At 44.4% G+C, this 19,097-nt stretch carries 20 protein-coding genes; 2 read left to right on the forward strand and 18 right to left on the reverse strand.

The genetic code is table 11. The features are described 5' to 3' along the window. Positions 1-30 precede the first annotated feature (30 nt). Entirely contained in the window at positions 31-2,739 is a 2,709-nt protein-coding gene (gene acnA / locus LCM20_RS00350) for an aconitate hydratase AcnA (RefSeq protein WP_225193436.1), read from the reverse strand. A gap of 305 nt (positions 2,740-3,044) precedes the next feature. On the opposite strand from acnA, the gene LCM20_RS00355 reads away from it, so the two are divergent. Next, entirely contained in the window at positions 3,045-3,506 is a 462-nt protein-coding gene (locus tag LCM20_RS00355; protein WP_225193437.1) for a DUF2621 domain-containing protein, read from the forward strand. A gap of 84 nt (positions 3,507-3,590) precedes the next feature. On the opposite strand, the gene LCM20_RS00360 is transcribed toward LCM20_RS00355, so the two are convergent. The 9 genes from LCM20_RS00360 to LCM20_RS00400 all read right to left on the reverse strand — a co-directional run bounded on the left by LCM20_RS00360 (position 3,591) and on the right by LCM20_RS00400 (position 10,123). Then, positions 3,591-4,079, reverse strand: a complete 489-nt coding sequence (locus LCM20_RS00360; RefSeq protein WP_225193438.1) for a CcdC family protein — start codon at positions 4,077-4,079, stop codon at positions 3,591-3,593. A 33-nt stretch (positions 4,080-4,112) separates the two neighbouring features. Next, on the reverse strand, positions 4,113-4,472 hold the full coding sequence (locus tag LCM20_RS00365) for a response regulator (protein ID WP_225193439.1): 360 nt from the start codon (positions 4,470-4,472) through the stop codon (positions 4,113-4,115). 12 nt (positions 4,473-4,484) lie between these two features. Further along, the gene (locus LCM20_RS00370) at positions 4,485-4,922 is read right to left on the reverse strand and encodes a Na(+)/H(+) antiporter subunit B (RefSeq protein ID WP_225193440.1); all 438 of its coding nucleotides are present in this window, start codon (positions 4,920-4,922) and stop codon (positions 4,485-4,487) included. Between the two features lie 63 nt (positions 4,923-4,985). After that, entirely contained in the window at positions 4,986-5,690 is a 705-nt protein-coding gene (locus tag LCM20_RS00375; protein ID WP_225193441.1) for a cytochrome c biogenesis CcdA family protein, read from the reverse strand. A gap of 327 nt (positions 5,691-6,017) precedes the next feature. Next, positions 6,018-6,245 carry a YneF family protein gene (locus tag LCM20_RS00380; protein ID WP_412097974.1) on the reverse strand — a complete coding sequence of 76 codons (228 nt, stop codon included), beginning with the start codon at positions 6,243-6,245 and terminating at the stop codon, positions 6,018-6,020. A 74-nt stretch (positions 6,246-6,319) separates the two neighbouring features. Further along, a complete protein-coding gene (gene sirA, locus LCM20_RS00385; protein ID WP_225193443.1) occupies positions 6,320-6,745 on the reverse strand; it encodes a sporulation inhibitor of replication protein SirA in 426 nt (141 codons plus the stop codon). 176 nt (positions 6,746-6,921) lie between these two features. Continuing rightward, on the reverse strand, positions 6,922-8,925 hold the full coding sequence (gene tkt / locus LCM20_RS00390) for a transketolase (protein ID WP_225193444.1): 2,004 nt from the start codon (positions 8,923-8,925) through the stop codon (positions 6,922-6,924). 211 nt (positions 8,926-9,136) lie between these two features. Continuing rightward, positions 9,137-9,370, reverse strand: a complete 234-nt coding sequence (locus LCM20_RS00395; protein ID WP_225193445.1) for a DUF896 domain-containing protein — start codon at positions 9,368-9,370, stop codon at positions 9,137-9,139. A gap of 93 nt (positions 9,371-9,463) precedes the next feature. Then, positions 9,464-10,123, reverse strand: a complete 660-nt coding sequence (locus LCM20_RS00400) for a recombinase family protein (RefSeq protein WP_225193446.1) — start codon at positions 10,121-10,123, stop codon at positions 9,464-9,466. Between the two features lie 330 nt (positions 10,124-10,453). Between LCM20_RS00400 and lexA the strand changes: the two genes are divergently transcribed. Further along, on the forward strand, positions 10,454-11,077 hold the full coding sequence (gene lexA, locus LCM20_RS00405) for a transcriptional repressor LexA (protein WP_225193447.1): 624 nt from the start codon (positions 10,454-10,456) through the stop codon (positions 11,075-11,077). 100 nt (positions 11,078-11,177) lie between these two features. On the opposite strand, the gene LCM20_RS00410 is transcribed toward lexA, so the two are convergent. The 8 genes from LCM20_RS00410 to LCM20_RS00450 form a co-directional block, all read right to left on the reverse strand. After that, positions 11,178-11,627, reverse strand: coding sequence for a DUF6376 family protein (locus tag LCM20_RS00410; RefSeq protein ID WP_225193448.1), 450 nt, complete (start codon positions 11,625-11,627; stop codon positions 11,178-11,180). Positions 11,628-11,741: 114 nt separating this feature from the next. Beyond that, a complete protein-coding gene (locus LCM20_RS00415) occupies positions 11,742-11,969 on the reverse strand; it encodes a hypothetical protein (protein WP_225193449.1) in 228 nt (75 codons plus the stop codon). A 112-nt stretch (positions 11,970-12,081) separates the two neighbouring features. Beyond that, positions 12,082-12,981 carry a methyl-accepting chemotaxis protein gene (locus LCM20_RS20160; protein WP_318247284.1) on the reverse strand — a complete coding sequence of 300 codons (900 nt, stop codon included), beginning with the start codon at positions 12,979-12,981 and terminating at the stop codon, positions 12,082-12,084. A 501-nt stretch (positions 12,982-13,482) separates the two neighbouring features. After that, positions 13,483-14,814 carry a type I glutamate--ammonia ligase gene (glnA, locus tag LCM20_RS00430; RefSeq protein WP_225193450.1) on the reverse strand — a complete coding sequence of 444 codons (1,332 nt, stop codon included), beginning with the start codon at positions 14,812-14,814 and terminating at the stop codon, positions 13,483-13,485. 28 nt (positions 14,815-14,842) lie between these two features. Further along, complete coding sequence (locus LCM20_RS00435; RefSeq protein WP_225193451.1) at positions 14,843-15,250, reverse strand: MerR family transcriptional regulator; 408 nt, start codon at positions 15,248-15,250, stop codon at positions 14,843-14,845. 259 nt (positions 15,251-15,509) lie between these two features. Then, positions 15,510-16,754, reverse strand: coding sequence for an aminotransferase class I/II-fold pyridoxal phosphate-dependent enzyme (locus LCM20_RS00440; RefSeq protein WP_225193452.1), 1,245 nt, complete (start codon positions 16,752-16,754; stop codon positions 15,510-15,512). Between the two features lie 14 nt (positions 16,755-16,768). Then, entirely contained in the window at positions 16,769-18,004 is a 1,236-nt protein-coding gene (hflX, locus tag LCM20_RS00445) for a GTPase HflX (protein ID WP_225193453.1), read from the reverse strand. 69 nt (positions 18,005-18,073) lie between these two features. After that, on the reverse strand, positions 18,074-18,997 hold the full coding sequence (locus tag LCM20_RS00450; RefSeq protein ID WP_225193454.1) for an AAA family ATPase: 924 nt from the start codon (positions 18,995-18,997) through the stop codon (positions 18,074-18,076). Positions 18,998-19,097 lie beyond the last annotated feature (100 nt).

Genomic DNA, 19,097 nt, shown 5'->3' on the forward strand with positions numbered 1-19,097 from the left:
TCCTCAAGGAATGAGGACGGCTTCCTGTTATTATTTCGCAAGCTTGTTACGTAGAACCATTTGAAGGATTCCACCATGACGGTAGTAATCAACTTCAACTTCACTATCGAAACGAGCGACTACATCAAATTCTTTCTTATTACCGCTCTCGTCTGTAGCTGTCACTTTGACAAGATCGCGAGGTTTCACGTCTTCTCCGACTTCTACATCAAACGTTTCACGGCCAGTAAGACCAAGACTTTCAACGGAGTCTTCATCTTTGAATTGAAGAGGCAGTACACCCATCATGACAAGGTTTGAACGGTGAATACGCTCGAAACTTTCGGCGATAACTGTCTTAATGCCTAGAAGGTCTGTACCTTTTGCTGCCCAGTCACGGGAGCTTCCCATACCATAATCATTACCAGCAATCACCATGAGAGGTGTGTCGTCCTGTTGGTATTTCATAGCTGCCGTATAAATAGGCATGACTTCTTCAGTCGGCCAGTACGTCGTAAATCCACCTTCTGTACCTGGAGCTAACTGGTTACGAATTCGGATGTTGGCAAATGTACCACGCATCATGACTTCATGGTTACCACGACGGGAGCCGTAGGAGTTGAAGTTACGCGGGCCAACACCTTTTTCCTGAAGGTACTCGCCGGCAGGCATATCACGTGGGATCGCACCTGCTGGTGAAATGTGGTCTGTCGTTACGGAATCACCGAACTTACCGACAACGCGCATTCCTTCTAGTGGCTTCACTTCTTCAGGGTCCGTAGATAATCCTTCGAAGAACGGTGGGTTTTGAATGTACGTAGAATCGTCGTTCCAGTCGTACAATGGCTCATCCGTTGTTTCGATTTCATTCCACTTCTCATTGGAGTTGAAGACACTTTCATATTCTTTACGGAAGATCTCTGGTGTCACCACGTTGCTGATCTGCTCTTTGATTTCTTCCTGTGAAGGCCAGATGTCATCGAAGTAAATGTCTTTACCATCTTTGCCTTTTCCGATTGGTTCGTTCTTCAGGTCGATATCTACAGTTCCTGCAAGGGCATAAGCAACAACTAATGGTGGTGAAGCCAAGTAGTTTGCTTTGACAAGCGGGTGGATACGTCCTTCAAAGTTACGGTTACCGGAAAGGACCGAAGAAACCGTCAAATCGCTGTCTGCGATCGCTTTCTCGATCTCAGGAAGAAGTGGTCCAGAGTTTCCGATACATGTCGTACATCCGTAACCAACCAGGTTGAACCCAAGCTGATTCAAGAACTCCATTAAACCGGAATCCTCAAGGTAGCGTGTCACAACCTTAGACCCTGGTGCTAGTGAAGTTTTCACGTAGTCTGGAACATCAAGACCAAGCTCAACAGCTTTCTTCGCTACAAGCCCAGCCCCAAGCATTACGTGAGGGTTGGATGTGTTTGTACAAGACGTGATAGCCGCAATCGCAAGCGCACCTGTTTTCATGACAGATTTATCGCCGTTCTCGAATTGTACTTCTGTTTCTTTATCGAACTCAGATTTGTCTAAACCGAATCCGTGGTTTCCTTCAGGTCCTGTGATCGCCTTTTCAAAGGACTCCTTCATTTCAGAAAGTGGGATCAAGTCCTGAGGACGCTTAGGTCCGGATAGGTTCGGTTCAAGCTCTCCAAGATCGATTTCAACAAGCTGAGTGAAGTCTGGATCTTCTTGAGATGGATCGAACCATAGGTTGTTGCGTTTAGAATATTCTTCAACGAGTTCGATTTGCTCTTCGCTGCGTCCCGTTAGACGTAGATATTCAAGTGTTTCTCCATCAACTGGGAAGAAACCACATGTTGCTCCGTATTCAGGTGCCATGTTTGAGATCGTCGCACGATCAGCAAGAGGCATCTCCTGAAGACCAGGTCCGAAGAACTCGACAAATTTCCCAACTACGTTCTGTTCACGAAGTTTTTGGGTCACTTTAAGCGCAAGGTCTGTCGCTGTCGTTCCTTGTGGGAAGTTTCCAACAAGTTTAACACCGATAACCTCAGGAGCTGGGAAGTAGGATGGTTGTCCAAGCATGCCTGCTTCGGCTTCAATTCCACCAACACCCCAACCAAGAACACCAAGTCCGTTGATCATTGTGGTATGTGAGTCTGTTCCGACTAGTGTATCTGGATAAGTATCAATTTCACCGTTGCCATTCTCATTTGCATGGACGACATTGGCGATGTATTCAAGGTTTACCTGGTGCACGATACCTGTTGCAGGTGGAACAGCACGGTAATTATTAAAAGCTTTCTGAGCCCAGTGCAGGAACTCATAACGCTCAGCGTTACGTTCGAATTCAAGTTCCATGTTCACATTCAAGGCGTCTGGAGTTCCGTACTTATCTACCTGTACGGAGTGGTCGATTACAAGATCAACCGGTACTTCCGGGTTAATTTCATCCGGGCTGCCCCCCATATCAACCATTGCTTTACGTAGAGAAGCAAGGTCAACTACAGCAGGTACCCCTGTAAAGTCTTGTAGGATTACGCGGGAAGGTTTAAATGGAACATCTTCCCCTTTTGATTTGTCTGTACCCCAGTTTGCTAAGCTCTCGACATGATCATCATTGATGACACGTCCGTCATGTTGACGTAGGAGAGATTCCAGAAGGATACGGATGGAGAAAGGTAGACGGGAGATCTTACCGTGTCCCGCATCTTCTAAGGCCTTCAAGTCGTAGTAGTTATACGTTTGGCCGTTTAAGTCAAATTGTTTGCGAGCATTGTATGCATTGCTAGCCATATTCCTTTTACCCCCTCTTCAATATTTCAATGAAAAAGCGTAAAGCTTATTCATTCCCCAAATCGCTAATTTGCTCTTCCAATCTATGAAGTTCACAAATCTGCACCCTTAATTGTAAATGAAAACGATTTATAAGTAAAATAAATGTGCAAATTTTTCGGAATTTGACACTTGAAAGCGCTATCATTTGTCGAGCGCTTTGTTTGATAAACTTCTCCTAACATCTTGTGGAATATTTTCAACTTCAGGTATTTGGGTTATAATAGTAGAGAATATCGACAGAGAATAACGAAACAGGTGATAGCATGTCAGGTGTATTTGCCCTATTCATCGTTGGATGGATTGTCATCATGGTGACGCTTATGGGAATCGGAGGATTTTTCATGTTCCGTAAATTCTTGAAACGTCTGCCTAAAGAAGATGGCAAGTCAGTCATCGACTGGGAAGAGTATTACGTAGATCAAACGAAGCATATGTGGTCAAACGATCAGAAAGCGCTGCTGGAGGAGCTCATTTCTCCTGTACCGGAGCTCTTCCGTGATGTCGCAAGGCAGAAAATTGCAGGTAGAATCGGGGAGCTGGCCATCGAGAAGAAAAAAAAGAAGATGACGCAGGACTTGATTATCGAAGGATACATTTTGGCCACACCGAAACGCGACCATAAGTTTCTCATTAAAAAGCTCGACGAAAAGGAAATCGATCTTGCCCCTTATGAACCGCTGTTGGAACGTGATTATAAACCTTCCAGAGCTCGAAACGTTCAATAAACCATACTTACAATGAGAAGCACCCCGAGCAAATCGCTCGGGGTGCTTCTTTCAACTAGAAAAGAGTGCAGGCGGTGATGTCGCCTACACTCTTTTGGCTGTGTCGGTATTTGTAATTGATTTCTCCAACCGTATGTACTGTCTCAACATAGCGATCCGCCACGTTAAAATCATACCAAGAGCAAGTAGAAAGAACATTCCGCTCGTTTCCCCGAAGGAAATCGTCTGCCCTATGACGAGCTTCAATATGATCCTCAAGACTAGCAATCCGAACAAAATGCCGATAAATGCTTTAGAAGGCTTCAAATAGATCGAGCCTTCACGCACTTCAAACTTAGATGTTCGGATCAGGAAAATGGAGAATACGGCGCCAACAGCCATGGCTTCCAACACCTGAGTAAAGCTCACTCTGAACATAGGGAACAAAAACATGAGAGCCCCTGTGCTCATAAATAGTGGTGGCAGAATTATTTTTTTTACACTTGCCGGCTTTCTGGCTGCACGCAGGCGGACGAAAATCATCCCCGTCGCCATGATGGCAGCCATTACCGTGCTGGCAATGAACCAAAACATAACATTTCACACTTTCTAATCTGATACCAGCCTTTAGTTTAGAACACGATCAATAGCATCAAGCACACGTGCCTCATCGAACGGTTTGACGATAAAATCTTTAGCTCCGTTCTCAATGGCTTCGACGACCATCTTCTGCTGGCCCATCGCAGAACACATGACGATGTTCACATCATCCGCTTTTTCTTTAATCTTTTTCAGCGCTTCGATCCCATTCATTTCAGGCATCGTGATGTCCATCGTAATCAAATCAGGCTTAAGCGATTCGTTCATCAAAATGGCTTCCTGCCCGTTCTCTGCTTCACCTACAACCTCATGATTCCCTTTTTGTAAAATGTTCGTCAACGTCATGCGCATAAATTTCGCGTCATCTACGACAAGTACTTTTGCCATGAAAGCTCCCCCTTACTTCACTTCCCCACGATCACTCGCAATCGTTAAGATAATCGTCATGGTCACTCCGATTACTGTCAGGTAAACACCTAAATCAAACAATAGTGCCGTAGCCAAGTGTGTTTTCCCAAGGACAGGCAGTTGAAAGTAAGCGTCCGACTGACTGAGGAACGGCTCACCAAACATAAAGGAACCAATACCTGTCGCTACTGCAATGGTCAGCCCAACAGTAAGCATTAACCTGAAATTAATTGGGAGAATCTTTTGCATCGCTTTTACGCCGTAGGCCATATACATGAGTACGAATGCTGCCGACGTCATCAATCCACCGATGAAACCTCCACCAGGATTGTTGTGCCCCGCAAAAAATAAGTAAATTGAAAACCCAAGTAGTATAAAGGCAATGAGTGTTGTCGTTGTTCTTAAAATGATGTCGTTTGTTCGGGTCATACAAATACTCCTTTTTCTTTTCAATACCCTTATCATATTACAAAAGAGCCTAAAAATCCATGATTAGAACCCTTGAAAATTAAAGAGCCCGGCCAAATAAGAAGTGAGCATCGTCATCCAGTCGAAATATAGCGCAATTCCGATTACGATCATTAAATACCCACCTACTTTGACGATTGCTGCGCTGTTCTTCCTGATCCAGTTCAATTTTCCAATAAAGAAGGAAAGAAGAAGGAACGGAATAGAAAAACCAAGGGAATAAGCCATCATCATTACAAAGAATGAACTGGGATTCTCAACACCAAGGGCAAGGACTGCACCAAGGATGGGACCTGTACATGGAGTCCAGCCAAGGGAAAACGTCAATCCGATGATAAACGAGCCGAAATAGCCTACAGGACGGTTCTTGAACGTAACCTTTCTGTCTTTCATAAGGAATTGAAAATTAAAAACTCCTATGATGACGAGTCCGAAGAAGATGATCAGGATGGCTCCAAGTCTCCGGATGATTGTATCGTTTGAAATGAAGAACTGTGAAAAATAGGATCCTGATAATCCGAGAATGACGAAAATCGTGGTAAATCCCAGCAGGAATAGCACCGTATGAATTAAGCTTTTACGCTTCAACATGGCGTTCTCTTCCCTAAGCTCACTGACACTCATGCCTGTTATGTAAGACAAAAACGCAGGGAAAAGCGGTAGTACACATGGTGAAATAAAGGAAAGGAACCCCGCACCGAAGGCGAGAAACACATTAACTTCTGACATAAATAGTCCTCCAATAGTAATCTCATGATTATTGTATCAAATCCCCTTGTGAAATACGATGATACAAGTTGTGAACAAAATAAGGCTTTCTGTTCTTTATGACGTTCGCCATGTGAAAATTCTTCTTATCGCTTTTCTGTATAGAAAAAACCACCTCTCCTGAAATTGAATCCTGTAAAGAATTCAAAAGGAGAAGTGGTTTTTTGAATGATTAAGCTAAATTGTGCAAAATTCCAATGAAAGATTAAGAAAAGGATGAGTCATCCTGTAGTTTCATCGTAAAAAATATTGCTGATAAATAGCTGTAACCCTTGATATGACAAGATTTTACTTGTCCATTTGGTTGTTCATAGAACGCATCATTTGATTGATTTTCTTCTGTGATGGCTTCTGACCCATTTGCATCATCAATGTGCGCAGCATCTGTTCGTTAATAGGCGGGTTCTTTTTCAAGTAGTTCATCATATACTTTCTTGCGATGAAAAAGCCAAGCGCTACTCCACCGACAAGGGTTAATACAGCAATGATGATGACCCATACAATCCCCAAAGTCATAACTTCGTCTTCCTCCTTCGTGTTGTCTCCCATAACAGTATAGTAAAACACTTTCACAAATACAATAGGTGTTTTTATAAGAGGATTTGTTGACCGGCAAGCGGGGAGAGCCATCCGTAGTGTTTTCCACTCGTTTCTAAGATGAAAAACGAGTGCGCCGACTTGCGAAGGGGCTCTAGTACCATCGCTTCTGCCTGCCACAGGTCCTCACACTGAAATTGACAACAATAGTTCTTATGGTTCATTATACCACAGGTTTCGCCATAATCGAAGAAAGGAAGTTGTCCATTTATACGCAGAACAGCCGCTTCTTTCAAAGGAGAGTGCTTCTCTACCCACTCTTTGAAAGGAAACGATTCGGCAATATACCCCCACTGCTTCATTAGGTTCGCAGAGTCCGGTTTTTTCAGCATATCCAAAAAGAAGCGCTTCATCAGCTCTACTTTATAATAATAGTTCTCAGCAATCTCTCTCTGTATTGAAAAGACGACCATATCCATAAGCGTTCACTCCTTGTGCCCATTATAACGGGCGTAGAGATGAAAATTTGTCAATTCATGTACGGAACGTATCGCGAATTTTGTCAAAGGGTCGCTGTTAACAAAATAGGAGGACTGTCTACTAGAGAATAAAAAAGCCACCGGGAAAACCCGGTGGCTGACTTTTACATTTAAATTTAGTTGATCAAGCTTTCAGCATGTTTCACAACGTTATCTACTGTGAAACCGTAATTCTCGATAACAGTCTCTCCTGGAGCTGAAGCACCAAATGTATCGATACCGATGATCGCGCCATCAAGGCCAACATAACGATCCCAACCGAAGCTTGCTCCCATTTCAACAGCAAGACGTTTACGAACGCTTGTCGGAAGGACACTTTCTTTGTATTCCGCACTCTGTTTGTTGAAGCGGTCGAAGGACGGGATACTTACGACACGAACGTCGTATCCTTTCGTCTTCAGTTCTTCTTTCGCCTGCATGACAAGCTGAACTTCAGAACCTGAAGCCATTAGAATCGCATCCGGCTCGCTCTTATCAGAGTCAGACAGAATGTATCCACCTTGTTTCACACCTTCGTACGCTTTGTCCGCTGTTCCCTCAAGTGTCGGAAGACCTTGACGAGTTAAGACAAGAGCATGCGGTGTAGATTGTGATTCAAGAGCTAGTCTCCAAGCAGCACTGGATTCGTTCCCATCTGCAGGTCTTACGACAGATAGATTCGGCATCGCACGAAGGGAAGCCAACTGCTCGACTGGTTCGTGAGTCGGGCCATCTTCTCCAACTGCAACAGAGTCGTGTGTCAACACGTAGTTAACAGGAAGACCCATTAGTGCAGATAGACGAAGGGCAGGACGAAGGTAGTCACTGAATACGAAGAACGTACCGCCGTAAACTCTCAGGCCACCGTGAAGCGCCATTCCGTTAAGAGCGGCTGCCATTGCGAATTCACGTACACCAAACCATACGTTACGACCGGCATAGTTTTCGCGTGAGAAGTCTTCTTCTCCTTTGACAGCTGTTTTGTTTGATCCTGCAAGGTCAGCACTTCCTCCGAAGAAGTTTGGAACAGCTTGAGACAATGCATTGATCGCCTCGCCGGAAGAAGCACGTGTAGCAAGCTTGTCTTCTCCAGCTTTATAAGTTGGAAGCTCATTCTCCCATCCTTCAGGAAATTCATCATTGATTGCCGCTTTGAATTCTTTTGCAAGTTCAGGGTGTGCTTCAGAATACTTGGAAATCAGTTCGTTCCAAGCACTTTCCTGATCTTCCCCATTCTTTTGTACTTTGTTCTGGAAGTCTTGGTACACTTCATCAGGTACGTGGAATGGTTCGTGCTCCCACTTGTAGAATTCTTTTGCAGCTGTTGCTTCTTCGTCACCTAGTGGCGCGCCGTGAGAATCTGATTTACCAGACTTTGTCGGAGCTCCGTAACCGATAACGGTCTTCACTTCAATCATTGTAGGCTGATCTGTGTTCGCTTTTGCCTGCTCGATCGCTTTTGCGATTTCTTCCGTATTTGTACCGTCTTCCACACGGATAACCTGCCAACCGTATGCTTCATAGCGCTTTTCAACGCTTTCGCTGAAGGAGCGGTCCAAGTCGCCGTCTAGAGAGATATCGTTGGAATCATAAAGAACGATCAGCTTACCAAGTCCTAAGTGACCGGCAAGGGATGCAGATTCCTGAGAAACACCCTCCATTAAGTCTCCATCACCACAGATGGAATACGTATAGTGGTCCACGACGTTATAACCCTCACGGTTATACTTCGCAGCTAAGTGCGCTTCTGCCATAGCCATACCAGTTGCCATAGAAAGACCTTGTCCAAGTGGACCAGTTGTCGCTTCTACACCGTCTGTATGTCCGAACTCAGGGTGACCTGGAGTTTTAGAGTCCCACTGACGGAAATCTTTCAAGTCATCAATGGATACCTTGTATCCAGAGAGATGAAGTAAGCTGTAAAGTAGCATAGAACCGTGACCTGCGGATAGGACGAAGCGGTCGCGGTCGAACCACTTGGAATTTTTAGGGTTGTGGTTCATGAAGTCAGTCCAAAGCGTGTACGCCATAGGTGCTGCACCCATCGGCATCCCCGGGTGACCAGAGCTCGCTTTTTCTACTGCGTCAATAGTTAATGTGCGAATTGTATTAATTGAAGTTTGTTCAAGGCTGTTTGCCATAGTTTAACAATCCCCTTTCTTATCAGGTATGTAACAAGTATTATCCTATAATGAAAACACTCAGGACACAAGTGTAGAACCTATTTTTCATTCGTTTTGACGTTCCATGATGACTATTTTCACCAAAAAAGGCGGCTTTAAACAAAAAAGGTGGAAGCGCCCTCATAGTCTAAATAAGAAAATCCGCACGGGACTGCGTGCGGATTTATACTTAATGCTTGCGCTCGTTTTTCTGCATTTTCTTCAGCTTGGCAGGCGTTACGTCATTTCCTGCGGGGTCAACGACTGTTACGCCTTTCAGCTGACTTTTGAAGGATTTACGAGCGTTTTTCAAATATTCTTCTCGTAACTTTTTCTGCTCCTGCTTTTCAGCGCTAGTCAGTTCAGCTTCTTTAGATTTATTAGCAAGTTCGTTTATACGGTTTAATTTATCTTGTGAAATCATGGACAAAGCTCCTTTGTGAAAAATAGTCTCTTGTCATTCAAATGCGGTCCAAAGGAAAAAGACAAGAATCTAATGACTCTTGTCTACTATATCCTAACCTTTCGTATCCAAATTTTCAAGTGAAACGTGTTCCTTGTACCTTCTATGAACGGTCGCTTTCGACACGTCATATCCAAGCCCTCTTAACGTGGCTGCAATTTCGTTGAAGGTTAGTTTATTGTTCCTCAGACGCACCACTTCTTCTATAGGAAAATCAATCCGTTCTCTCCCTGGCGCGAGGTGCTGATTGGAAAGGTTTTTGGATGGATCAAATCCGTTCTCGACTGCTTTTTTCATTCCGCGGCGTATTTTCATGTTATGTAACTTACGTTGGTATTCTTCTACAATTCCAACGATTTGAAGAACCATGGAATCGGATTCCGAGAAATCGAGTTTGCCATCGTGGGTCAACGAATATATGGGTATATTCAGTTTATTCAATTGATGAAACAGGGCAATCTTGGTGTTCCCTCGTCCAAGCCTCGTTTCATCTTGGATCAAAAGCGCATCCGCTTCTTCATTCGTGAAATAGTCAAGCAAGCGGAAAATTCCGTCCCGTTCTATGCTGTATCCACTTGCCTGCTCTGCAATGCAGTCCACGACCTGCATGTTATGGGCATCCGCCATTTGCCTGAGTTCTGACTGCTGCCTTTTCAATGAAGAGACCTGGGCCTCTTTTTCCGTGCTCACACGGCAGTATAGGATGACTCTCATGATGTTTCGTACCTCTCCCTACTTAGAATCTATCACTAACATACTATAAATTAAGCACTCGTGACCATTGAAAAGTAAAGAAAAGCTAAGCTTGCCACAAACATAATGATATACGTCACATCAAGTTTCGATAGCTTATTAAACATCTATAATCCCTCCGTTTTATAAGAACGAACGTTCCTAAGAACTTTTGTTCGCCTTTCTTGTGATTCCATTGTATATACGAACACATGTACTTGTCAACTACAAAAATTCGAACGCTTGTTTGTATTCTCTTTCTTCTCATGGTACAATGTGGTTACTATAAATCTATGTACGAGGTGTAAATCTATGAGTAAACTTTCAAAGCGGCAGCAAGAAATCTTAGACTATATTAAAGAGCAAGTCATGTTAAAAGGGTATCCACCCTCTGTAAGGGAGATCGGTCAATCTGTTGGCCTCGCATCCAGCTCGACTGTTCACGGTCATCTGTCTCGACTGGAGAAAAAAGGCTATATTAGAAGAGACCCTACCAAACCAAGAGCCATTGAAGTGATCGAATTAGAGGAGGACAATACGATCCCCCGCACAGAAGCTGCCTATGCGCCGGTCATCGGTAAAGTTACGGCCGGTTCACCGATTACAGCAGTTGAGAATATCGAAGAATACGTTCCCCTTCCAAGTAACATCGCTGGATCAGAAGAGAACACATTCGTTCTAATCGTACAGGGAGAGAGTATGATTGAAGCAGGAATCCTCGACGGGGATATGGTCATAGTCCGCCAGCAGCAAACCGCGTTAAACGGGGACATTGTCGTAGCCATGACAGAAGAGGAAGAAGCGACGGTCAAGCGTTTCTTTAAAGAACGCAATCACATTCGCCTGCAACCCGAGAATGCAACGATGGATCCGATCATCGTCAATGATGTATCGATCCTCGGTAAGGTCGTAGGGTTATACCGTACCGTCCATTAATGCTGCTTACCACTAGGGTGAAGATAGCACTTCAGCCCTCTGCACCTCATAATAGATCAAAAAAAGGGCCCCGTTCATATTACGGGGCCCTCTTTTTTCGTTACTGGGATAACTGCTGCACCTGATCAATGATGCTGCGCACTTCTTCAAAGGATTGAAAAGCGTCTGTGTTTCTTACTACTTCCGGGTCGAGAGATCCATTCTCCATGTTCTCTAAGTACACATCAATGCCTTGAAGAGCCTGGTTGTTATAGTCTACGACCTGCTGGTGAAGGTCACCCCCGACATTTGGAGCTTCCAAGCCGTTAAATTCTTCAATGTCTGATTTCATCTCTTCTAAAAGAGTCTCCAATTCTGACAGCTTATCAGGGTCGTTCACAGCCTGTTCCACTAAGGCTGGTGCTTCATTCATGAATGCAGACGCTTCATTTGCGTATTCTTGTGCTTCATCAGCATAGTTTAGCGTATTGTTCACATCATTCAAAAATGAGCAACCCGAAAGCAGCGTTCCAATAAGGATGAACACAGTTACCCCTGTCCATTTTTTCATAACAAAACAGCTCCTTTTGTTTACATAATAAAAAACTAGTAAAGGCCGTAAGACGTACCTTCACTAGTTATACGTGGGAATGTAGCTGAAGTTTCATACAAAACCTATTTTTTATTAAGAGATGTCACGCTGTTTCTTTTTCCCATGGTGTGGAAATAGCGAAAGAATGTTTTCCCTGCGGAATGTCCGGACCTCCCTGCGCTCAAAACAGTAGGCAGCAACATGATCCTCACGTATCCTAACGACTCGTATGGTCCGCTGAGTGACGTCCCCACTCTTAGATACGTAAATGATATCAAGCTTCATCTTATCTTCTAGAGAACGCTTTAACAGGAATTCCAATAGTAACCCCTCCCATAACGAACATTTGTTCTTGTCGTTATGGGAGGGGTAATACGTATACTGAAAAACTTTTCCAATAAAAGGTTAACTGGAAAACACTTGTTCCTCTTACTTAGACCATCTGCTTTAAGCTCTCCGCTTGCTTCTTCAATTGATCGGCTGCATGAACCACTTCATCATAGCCGTTAATAGCAAGTTGGATTTCCTTTACACTCTTCGAAACACCATCTTGGATAAGAAGTGTCCCATCTGAAATGGTTTCAATCTCTTTTGTAATATCCTCGACCTCACTGCGCACCTTGCCGATCGACTGTTCTACTTGCTCGGAAAGCTTCCTCACTTCTTTTGCCACGACTTCAAAGCCTCTTCCATGCTCGCCTGCTCTCGGGGCTTCGATGGCCGCATTTAAAGAAAGCAGGTTCGTTTGGAAAGAGATATCTTTGATTGTTTTCACAACACCTTGAATACTTTCAGCTTGTTTCTTAAGGCCAGTCAGCGTTTTAGTATTTTCTTTTGATACCTCTAAAATGGCATTGATTTCGTTACTGGCTGTCTGTTGAAGATCGAGCCCTTCTTCAGCGCGCTTGTTCAAATCGAAGGACATCCTATGAAACTGATCGATGACCTCTTTCAACTTCTGCTGTCTTTCTGTGATGTTGGTTGCTACCTTGACAACGCCCTGAACCTTTCCGTCCCTATGTACCGGCATATACGTTGCTTCCAACCATACTTCATGACCTTCTGCATTTTTTCTAAGGATTCTATCTTGAAAACTTGCACCTGTTAAAAGACTGCTCCAAAACGAATCATAACCTGGACTATCTGAAAACTCTTCAAAACAAAACTCAGCATGATGGATTACGATGAGCTGCTTCTGATCGGAGAATCCCATGGCTTCTGCAAACACTTCATTGACATATGAAACCGTCCGATTACGATCAAAGTAAATAATGGCAAGGTTCTTCTCCATTGCGCCAAATAACTCGGCAATGGACGTTTTGTTGTTTAACACTTCCGTAGTACTCCCTCCAGCTACCATTTATTCTCGAATTGAAAATATATCACAATAGCATAAAGAGCAAAGAGTAAAATGTTCTCTTGAAAAATTATTTGGAAATATAAGAAGGGATCTATCTTACACATTGACTACCCATTTTAGAGATAGTTAAGTTTTTGTTCTTAAGTAACGTGATAACTGTTGGCGATTATGTAATGATTTTTTTCGCTATTAATGCTCCTATGAAAGAAAAAACAAAGCAATAATCGGGAGGACTAATAGTGAACCAAATATATCCAAGGGGACCGTAAGTGAAAACTACGAAAATTGCTACATAAATAGCTTGTTTGGTGTTCAACTTTAACAATTTAATTCCACCTTTCTATGTTAAAGGTATTCTACTATTGAATGATAGTGTGGTCAGATTTTGGTCTACATCATATTAACACTAAGATATCATCCTCTTTACCAAAAACAAAAAACCCTCAGAGCTTAGAGCCCCAAGGGTTTTAGTGTTTAGTAAGTCTGCAGATATTGCTCTCTCTCCCACGGATGGACCTGGGTTCTGAACATATCCCATTCAATTTCCTTCGCTTCAATAAAGTGTTCAAATAGGTGTTCGCCTAGCGCGTCGACCATGACTTTATCTTTTTGAAGTTCGACTAATGCATCATACAGCGTTGCAGGAAGATCCTGAACACCGTGCGCTTCACGTTCAGCTTTGTTCATGACATAGATGTTTCGGTCAACCGGTGCAGGAGCTTGGAGTTTATTCTCCACTCCATCAAGACCAGCCGCAAGCAATACAGCCATCGCCATGTACGGGTTTGCTGAAGGGTCCACACTGCGGGCCTCTATACGAGTACTTAATCCACGTGAAGTCGGGACACGGATCAACGGACTTCGGTTTTGACCGGACCAAGCCACATAACAAGGGGCTTCGTAGCCAGGAACCAAGCGCTTATAAGAGTTTACCGTCGGATTCGTCACAGCCGTGAAGTTGACGGCATGCTTAATGATTCCCGCTGTAAATTGATAAGCGACTTCTGAAAGCTGATCTTTACCTTTTTCATCGAAGAACGCATTGCCGTTCTCGTTGAACAAGGACATGTTAGCGTGCATACCAGATCCGTTTACCCCGAACAGAGGTTTAGGCATGAATGTTGCATGCAGACCGTGTTGGCGGGCAATCGTCTTGACGACGAGCTTGAACGTTTGAATGTCGTCACAGTGTTTCACAGCGTTCGCGTATTTGAAATCAATTTCGTGCTGTCCTGGTGCGACTTCGTGGTGGGAGGCTTCGATTTCAAAGCCCATTTCTTCGAGTTCAAGAACGATGTCACGACGGCAGTTCTCACCTAAGTCTGTCGGTGCAAGGTCGAAATATCCACCTCGGTCGTTCAGCTCCATCGTGGGTTCGCCTTTTTCATCTAGTTTAAATAAGAAGAATTCCGGTTCTGTTCCGATGTTGAAGGCAGAGAAACCGAGTTCTTCCATTTTCTTAAGGTTACGTTTTAAGTTGTAACGCGGGCAGCCTTCGAATGGTGTTTGATCGGGGTTATAGATGTCACAGATGAATCGTGCGACTTTCCCTTTCTCGGATGTCCAAGGATAGACCACGAATGTATCAAGATCCGGTACGAGATACATATCTGATTCTTCAATTCGTACGAAACCTTCGATAGAAGAACCATCAAACATCATCATGCCATCCAGTGCTTTGTCTAACTGGCTGAGTGGAATTTCTACGTTTTTGATTGTGCCCAGCATATCTGTAAACTGCAGGCGGATAAATTTAACGTTTTCTTCTTCGATTTTTTTATAAATTTCCTGTTTGGATAACCCCATTAACACAATTCCTCCTATAGAAACATAATTAATGGAAGAATCTAGACAATTCTCCCTGGCGTATTCCTAATTTGCCTTGATTTCCCCCGGTGAATAGTTCTTGTTGTAACATGCGACGAAGTTCTTTCTCCGTAAGTTCATTATGAACTTCTTCGACGCGCTCTTCGTCATACGCATCATTCGCTGGTCTCTCATCCACCTTCAGCATTTCCTTGATGCCTGCCATGTTGACCCCTTTTTCTATGAGACTCTTAATCTCAAGTAATCGGTCTACATCATTGAAAGAAAACAAACGACGGTTCCCTTCAGAACGTGCAGGCTCAACAAGCTTATGCTGTTCGTAGTATCGGATTTGTCTTGCCGAGAGATCGGTCAGCGATTGAACAATCCCCATCGGGAATAACGGCATGGAACGACGAACAGAATCTTCACTCATCGATCAGCCACCTCCCAAATAGAATGATACTTTCATTATAGAATATGCAATGTAGATGTCAATACGTGTGAGGATTAATTACATATCTGTGAAGGGAAATATCTAAAGCTCTTGACATTGCGAAAAAGTGAGCAGGATCTAGTCTTCAGGTGTATGAGACTCATATTAACACGACACTTTTTTCAAGACTCCTTAAAAAAGAGCGAAAAGTAAACCTTTCCGCTCTTCATTACTTAACAAAGTGTTCCCCATTTCTAATTTACGAGAGAACCCCTTCTTCTATTAATTTTTGAGCAGCTCTTGTGACAGCAATTTTGACATGGGCATAGGTCAATCCACCTTGAACGAACGCTGTATAGGGTGGGCGTATGGGGCCGTCAGCGGTCAGCTCAAGACTCGCACCTTGGATAAATGTCCCGGCAGCCATGATGACGTCATCTTCGTACCCTGGCATCGGACTAGGATGAGGAAGGACGTGGGAGTTCACTGGGGAACCCTGCTGGATCGCCTGACAGAACCTCACCATCTGATCGGCCGTGTCGAAGTTTACGGATTGAATCAGGTCTGTACGTACCGCATCGAAGGATGGGTTCGTATCAAACCCTAGCGTGTCCAGGAACTTGGCCGTGAAAACGGCTCCTTTTAACGCCTCACCTACAACATGAGGGGCGAGGAAGATGCCTTGGTACATTTCCTGCAGCATGTTCAGACTCGCCCCGGTTTCTTTTCCAAGACCTGGAGCTGTCAGACGGTAACTGCACTGTTCAATCAAGTCCCCTCGACCTGCGATATAGCCACCAATGCGCGCGATGCCGCCTCCCGGGTTCTTGATAAGGGAACCTGCAATTAAGTCCGCTCCTGCTTCGATCGGTTCTCTAGCCTGTACGAATTCACCATAACAATTATCGACAAATATGATGACATCCTGCTTCATCCCTCGTACATTCGCAATCATCTCTTCCACTTCCTCAACAGTGAAAGACGGTCGTTCCGCGTATCCTTTCGACCGTTGAATCGCTACTACTTTCGTTTTAGAATGAACGGCTTCTGATACAGCATCGAAGTCTATTTTTCCGCTATCTGACAGCGGCACTGCTTGGTACGTTACGCCGAAGTCTATAAGGGACCCGGTATCTTTAGTCCCTTCTTTTCCTATGACCTCCTCTAACGTATCGTAAGGGTCACCTGTCATGTACAACAATTCGTCTCCCGGCCTTAGCAAGCCGAATAACGCTGTCGTGATCGCGTGAGTTCCGGAGATCAACTGCGGCCTTACGAGGGCATCTTCTGCTTTGAAAATGTCAGCATAAACGGCTTCAAGCGTGTCGCGCCCGAAATCGTCATAGCCGTAACCCGTCGTCGGATTGAAATGCGAGTCAGAAACACGGTGTTTTTGAAACGCTTCGAGCACTTTGGCCTGGTTATGCTCAACCATTTTGTGAATTCTTTTGTGTTCTTGTTCAATCTGTTCTTCTGTCTGCGTTATAATCTGTTCTATATTCATGTTGTTCCTACCTTTTATAAAATCTCGTGTCTTAAGGGATGATCAGGGTGAATGAACCCGTGCAAGGCGTACCCTTCCCTATCTTCTAGAAATGTCATCGATGTAATCATCGTATACTGTTTGAATTGCTGAATCGTTTTCCCGTTTGATGCTGGGAGAAAGACGTCGTACTCATGCCACTCATCCTGAAGAACTTTTTCAACTTTTTTCAAAATCCGCGTTCGATCGATCGGGTCATGCACACTGACCGTGACGGACGGATGTGCATCCGGAATAAAGTCTGTCTCAAGTAAGTCTTTCTTATTGTAAACCGTAATCATCGGCAGGTGATCCGCGTTTAAATCACTCAGCAGTTTGAGGACAGTGCGCTCCTGCTGGTTGTGATCAGGGTGGGAAGCATCGACCATGTGGATGATGAAGTCTGCCTCTGTCACTTCTTCCAAAGTGGAACGGAAAGCCGCGATCAGCGTTGTCGGCAAATCCTGAATAAATCCTACCGTATCGGACAATAGCGCCTGAAAGCCGGAAGGAAGTCCGACCTGACGTGTCAATGGATCAAGCGTGGCAAAAAGCAGGTTCTCTTCGAAGGAATCGCTTTGTGTCACACGGTTGAAGAAGGTTGATTTACCAGCGTTCGTATAGCCGACAATCGCAATTTGGAAGGCGCGGTTTTCTTTTCTACGCTTCCTGTATTGCTCACGCTGTTTAACGACAGTCTCAAGCCTTCCTTTAATATCGTCAATCCGACGACGGATGTGACGCCTGTCACTCTCCAGTTTCGTTTCACCAGGACCACGCGTACCGATTCCGCCTCCTAGTCTTGATAACTCTGTACCTTGACCGGCTAAACGAGGAAGCAAGTATTGAAGCTGTGCAAGTTCAACTTGAAGTTTCCCTTCCTTCGTCCGGGCACGGCTTGCGAAAATATCGAGGATCAGCTGACTGCGGTCAATGACACGGAGCCCCACAGCGTTTGAAATATTCCTCAACTGACCAGGAGATAACTCATCGTTGAAAATGACAAGATCCGCTTCTGTTTCTTCTGCTGCGAGGCGTATTTCTTCGAGCTTGCCTTCTCCGACATATGTAGCCGGGTGAACCCGGTCTCGTTTCTGGGTCAATATTTTACAGACATCCCCGTTTGCGGTCTCTGTCAGAGACTGCAACTCTTCAAGGGATGACTGAAATCGTTCTTCTTTTTCATTTGGATCCCTACGGGCAACCAATACGACTAACTCTCTATCTGTCATCTACAACACCTTCTCTATAAGAGCTCATATATGCCTTCCTATCCTACCATAAAGAAGCGTTTCCGACACCTAATAGGAAACGCTCTCCATTTTGAATGGACCGAAATCATCTGCTTGCAGTGTCATGAGCGTCGATTTTTTAGGATTTTGACTGCAGACTACACGCCATGCATGTTTACGAATCGCTTCTTCAATCAGGTTTCGAACATATCTGGCATTCGAAAAGTCACCATTCTTATCCTGGCAGACGTCCATCAAGTGTTGATAAAGCTTCGCCTCGGCTTCTTTTGTCATATAATAATCGCGGTCCCGTAACATCCCGAGGGAGATATGAAGGAGCTCGCGGGCATTGTAATCGGAGAATGCCAACTGAAGAGGGAATCTTGAGGATAACCCCGGGTTCATCGTCAGAAAGTCTTCCATTTCATCCGGGTATCCGGCCAGGATGATCACCAGCTGATCGTGATGATCCTCCATACACTTCACAATCGTATCAATGGCTTCTTTTCCGAAGTCTTTCTCACCTCCACGGGCAAGAGAATAGGCTTCGTCGATGAAGAGTACTCCACCGATCGCTTTATGGATCAAGTCTTTCGTCTTCTTCGCTGTGTGCCCGATATACTCTCCTACAAGGTCACTGCGGTCCGCTTCGATGAAGTGCCCTTTCTCCAAGACGTTCATATCACGGAACAATTCGGCGATCAGTCTTGCAATCGTCGTCTTACCTGTTCCCGGGTTCCCCTTGAAAATCATATGAAGCACTTGCTGATTGGGCTTCAGTCCCATTTCCTTACGTTTTTTTGAGACGAGTACTTGTGCATAAATCTCTTTCACTCGTGCCTTTATGTCATTCATGCCAACAATCGTTTGAAAAAATTCATCAATATGACGAAAAGTTGAGGTTCGTTCACGCACTTCTTCACCGGACATCGCTTTTGATTTCGTTTCGTTCAACACGATGTTGATGGTCGCTGGCTTCGCTTGTGGATGCACACCAATCCCTCCTCATTCCTTTCATCATACGCAGAAAAGAAGGGACCTGTGACAAACGCCTATAAAAAGCTTAAACCTTTCTTTTAGAAGGAAAAACGAG

It is taken from the genome of Halobacillus litoralis (assembly GCF_020171725.1).
Taxonomy (GTDB): Bacteria; Bacillota; Bacilli; order Bacillales; family Halobacillaceae; genus Halobacillus; species Halobacillus litoralis_F.

Excerpts from the sequence above, each read along its gene's own strand:
- LCM20_RS00400 (WP_225193446.1), bottom strand. The coding sequence starts at position 10,123 with ATGAGAGTCATCCTATACTGCCGTGTGAGCACGGAAAAAGAGGCCCAG.
- LCM20_RS00380 (WP_412097974.1), bottom strand. The coding sequence starts at position 6,245 with ATGACTTTGGGGATTGTATGGGTCATCATCATTGCTGTATTAACCCTT.
- lexA (WP_225193447.1), top strand. The coding sequence starts at position 10,454 with ATGAGTAAACTTTCAAAGCGGCAGCAAGAAATCTTAGACTATATTAAA.
- LCM20_RS00435 (WP_225193451.1), bottom strand. The coding sequence starts at position 15,250 with ATGAGTGAAGATTCTGTTCGTCGTTCCATGCCGTTATTCCCGATGGGG.
- LCM20_RS00360 (WP_225193438.1), bottom strand. The coding sequence starts at position 4,079 with ATGTTTTGGTTCATTGCCAGCACGGTAATGGCTGCCATCATGGCGACG.
- LCM20_RS00410 (WP_225193448.1), bottom strand. The coding sequence starts at position 11,627 with ATGAAAAAATGGACAGGGGTAACTGTGTTCATCCTTATTGGAACGCTG.
- LCM20_RS00365 (WP_225193439.1), bottom strand. The coding sequence starts at position 4,472 with ATGGCAAAAGTACTTGTCGTAGATGACGCGAAATTTATGCGCATGACG.
- hflX (WP_225193453.1), bottom strand. The coding sequence starts at position 18,004 with ATGACAGATAGAGAGTTAGTCGTATTGGTTGCCCGTAGGGATCCAAAT.
- LCM20_RS00375 (WP_225193441.1), bottom strand. The coding sequence starts at position 5,690 with ATGTCAGAAGTTAATGTGTTTCTCGCCTTCGGTGCGGGGTTCCTTTCC.
- tkt (WP_225193444.1), bottom strand. The coding sequence starts at position 8,925 with ATGGCAAACAGCCTTGAACAAACTTCAATTAATACAATTCGCACATTA.
- LCM20_RS00440 (WP_225193452.1), bottom strand. The coding sequence starts at position 16,754 with ATGAATATAGAACAGATTATAACGCAGACAGAAGAACAGATTGAACAA.
- glnA (WP_225193450.1), bottom strand. The coding sequence starts at position 14,814 with ATGGGGTTATCCAAACAGGAAATTTATAAAAAAATCGAAGAAGAAAAC.
- LCM20_RS00395 (WP_225193445.1), bottom strand. The coding sequence starts at position 9,370 with ATGATTTCACAAGATAAATTAAACCGTATAAACGAACTTGCTAATAAA.
- LCM20_RS00370 (WP_225193440.1), bottom strand. The coding sequence starts at position 4,922 with ATGACCCGAACAAACGACATCATTTTAAGAACAACGACAACACTCATT.
- acnA (WP_225193436.1), bottom strand. The coding sequence starts at position 2,739 with ATGGCTAGCAATGCATACAATGCTCGCAAACAATTTGACTTAAACGGC.
- sirA (WP_225193443.1), bottom strand. The coding sequence starts at position 6,745 with ATGGATATGGTCGTCTTTTCAATACAGAGAGAGATTGCTGAGAACTAT.
- LCM20_RS00355 (WP_225193437.1), top strand. The coding sequence starts at position 3,045 with ATGTCAGGTGTATTTGCCCTATTCATCGTTGGATGGATTGTCATCATG.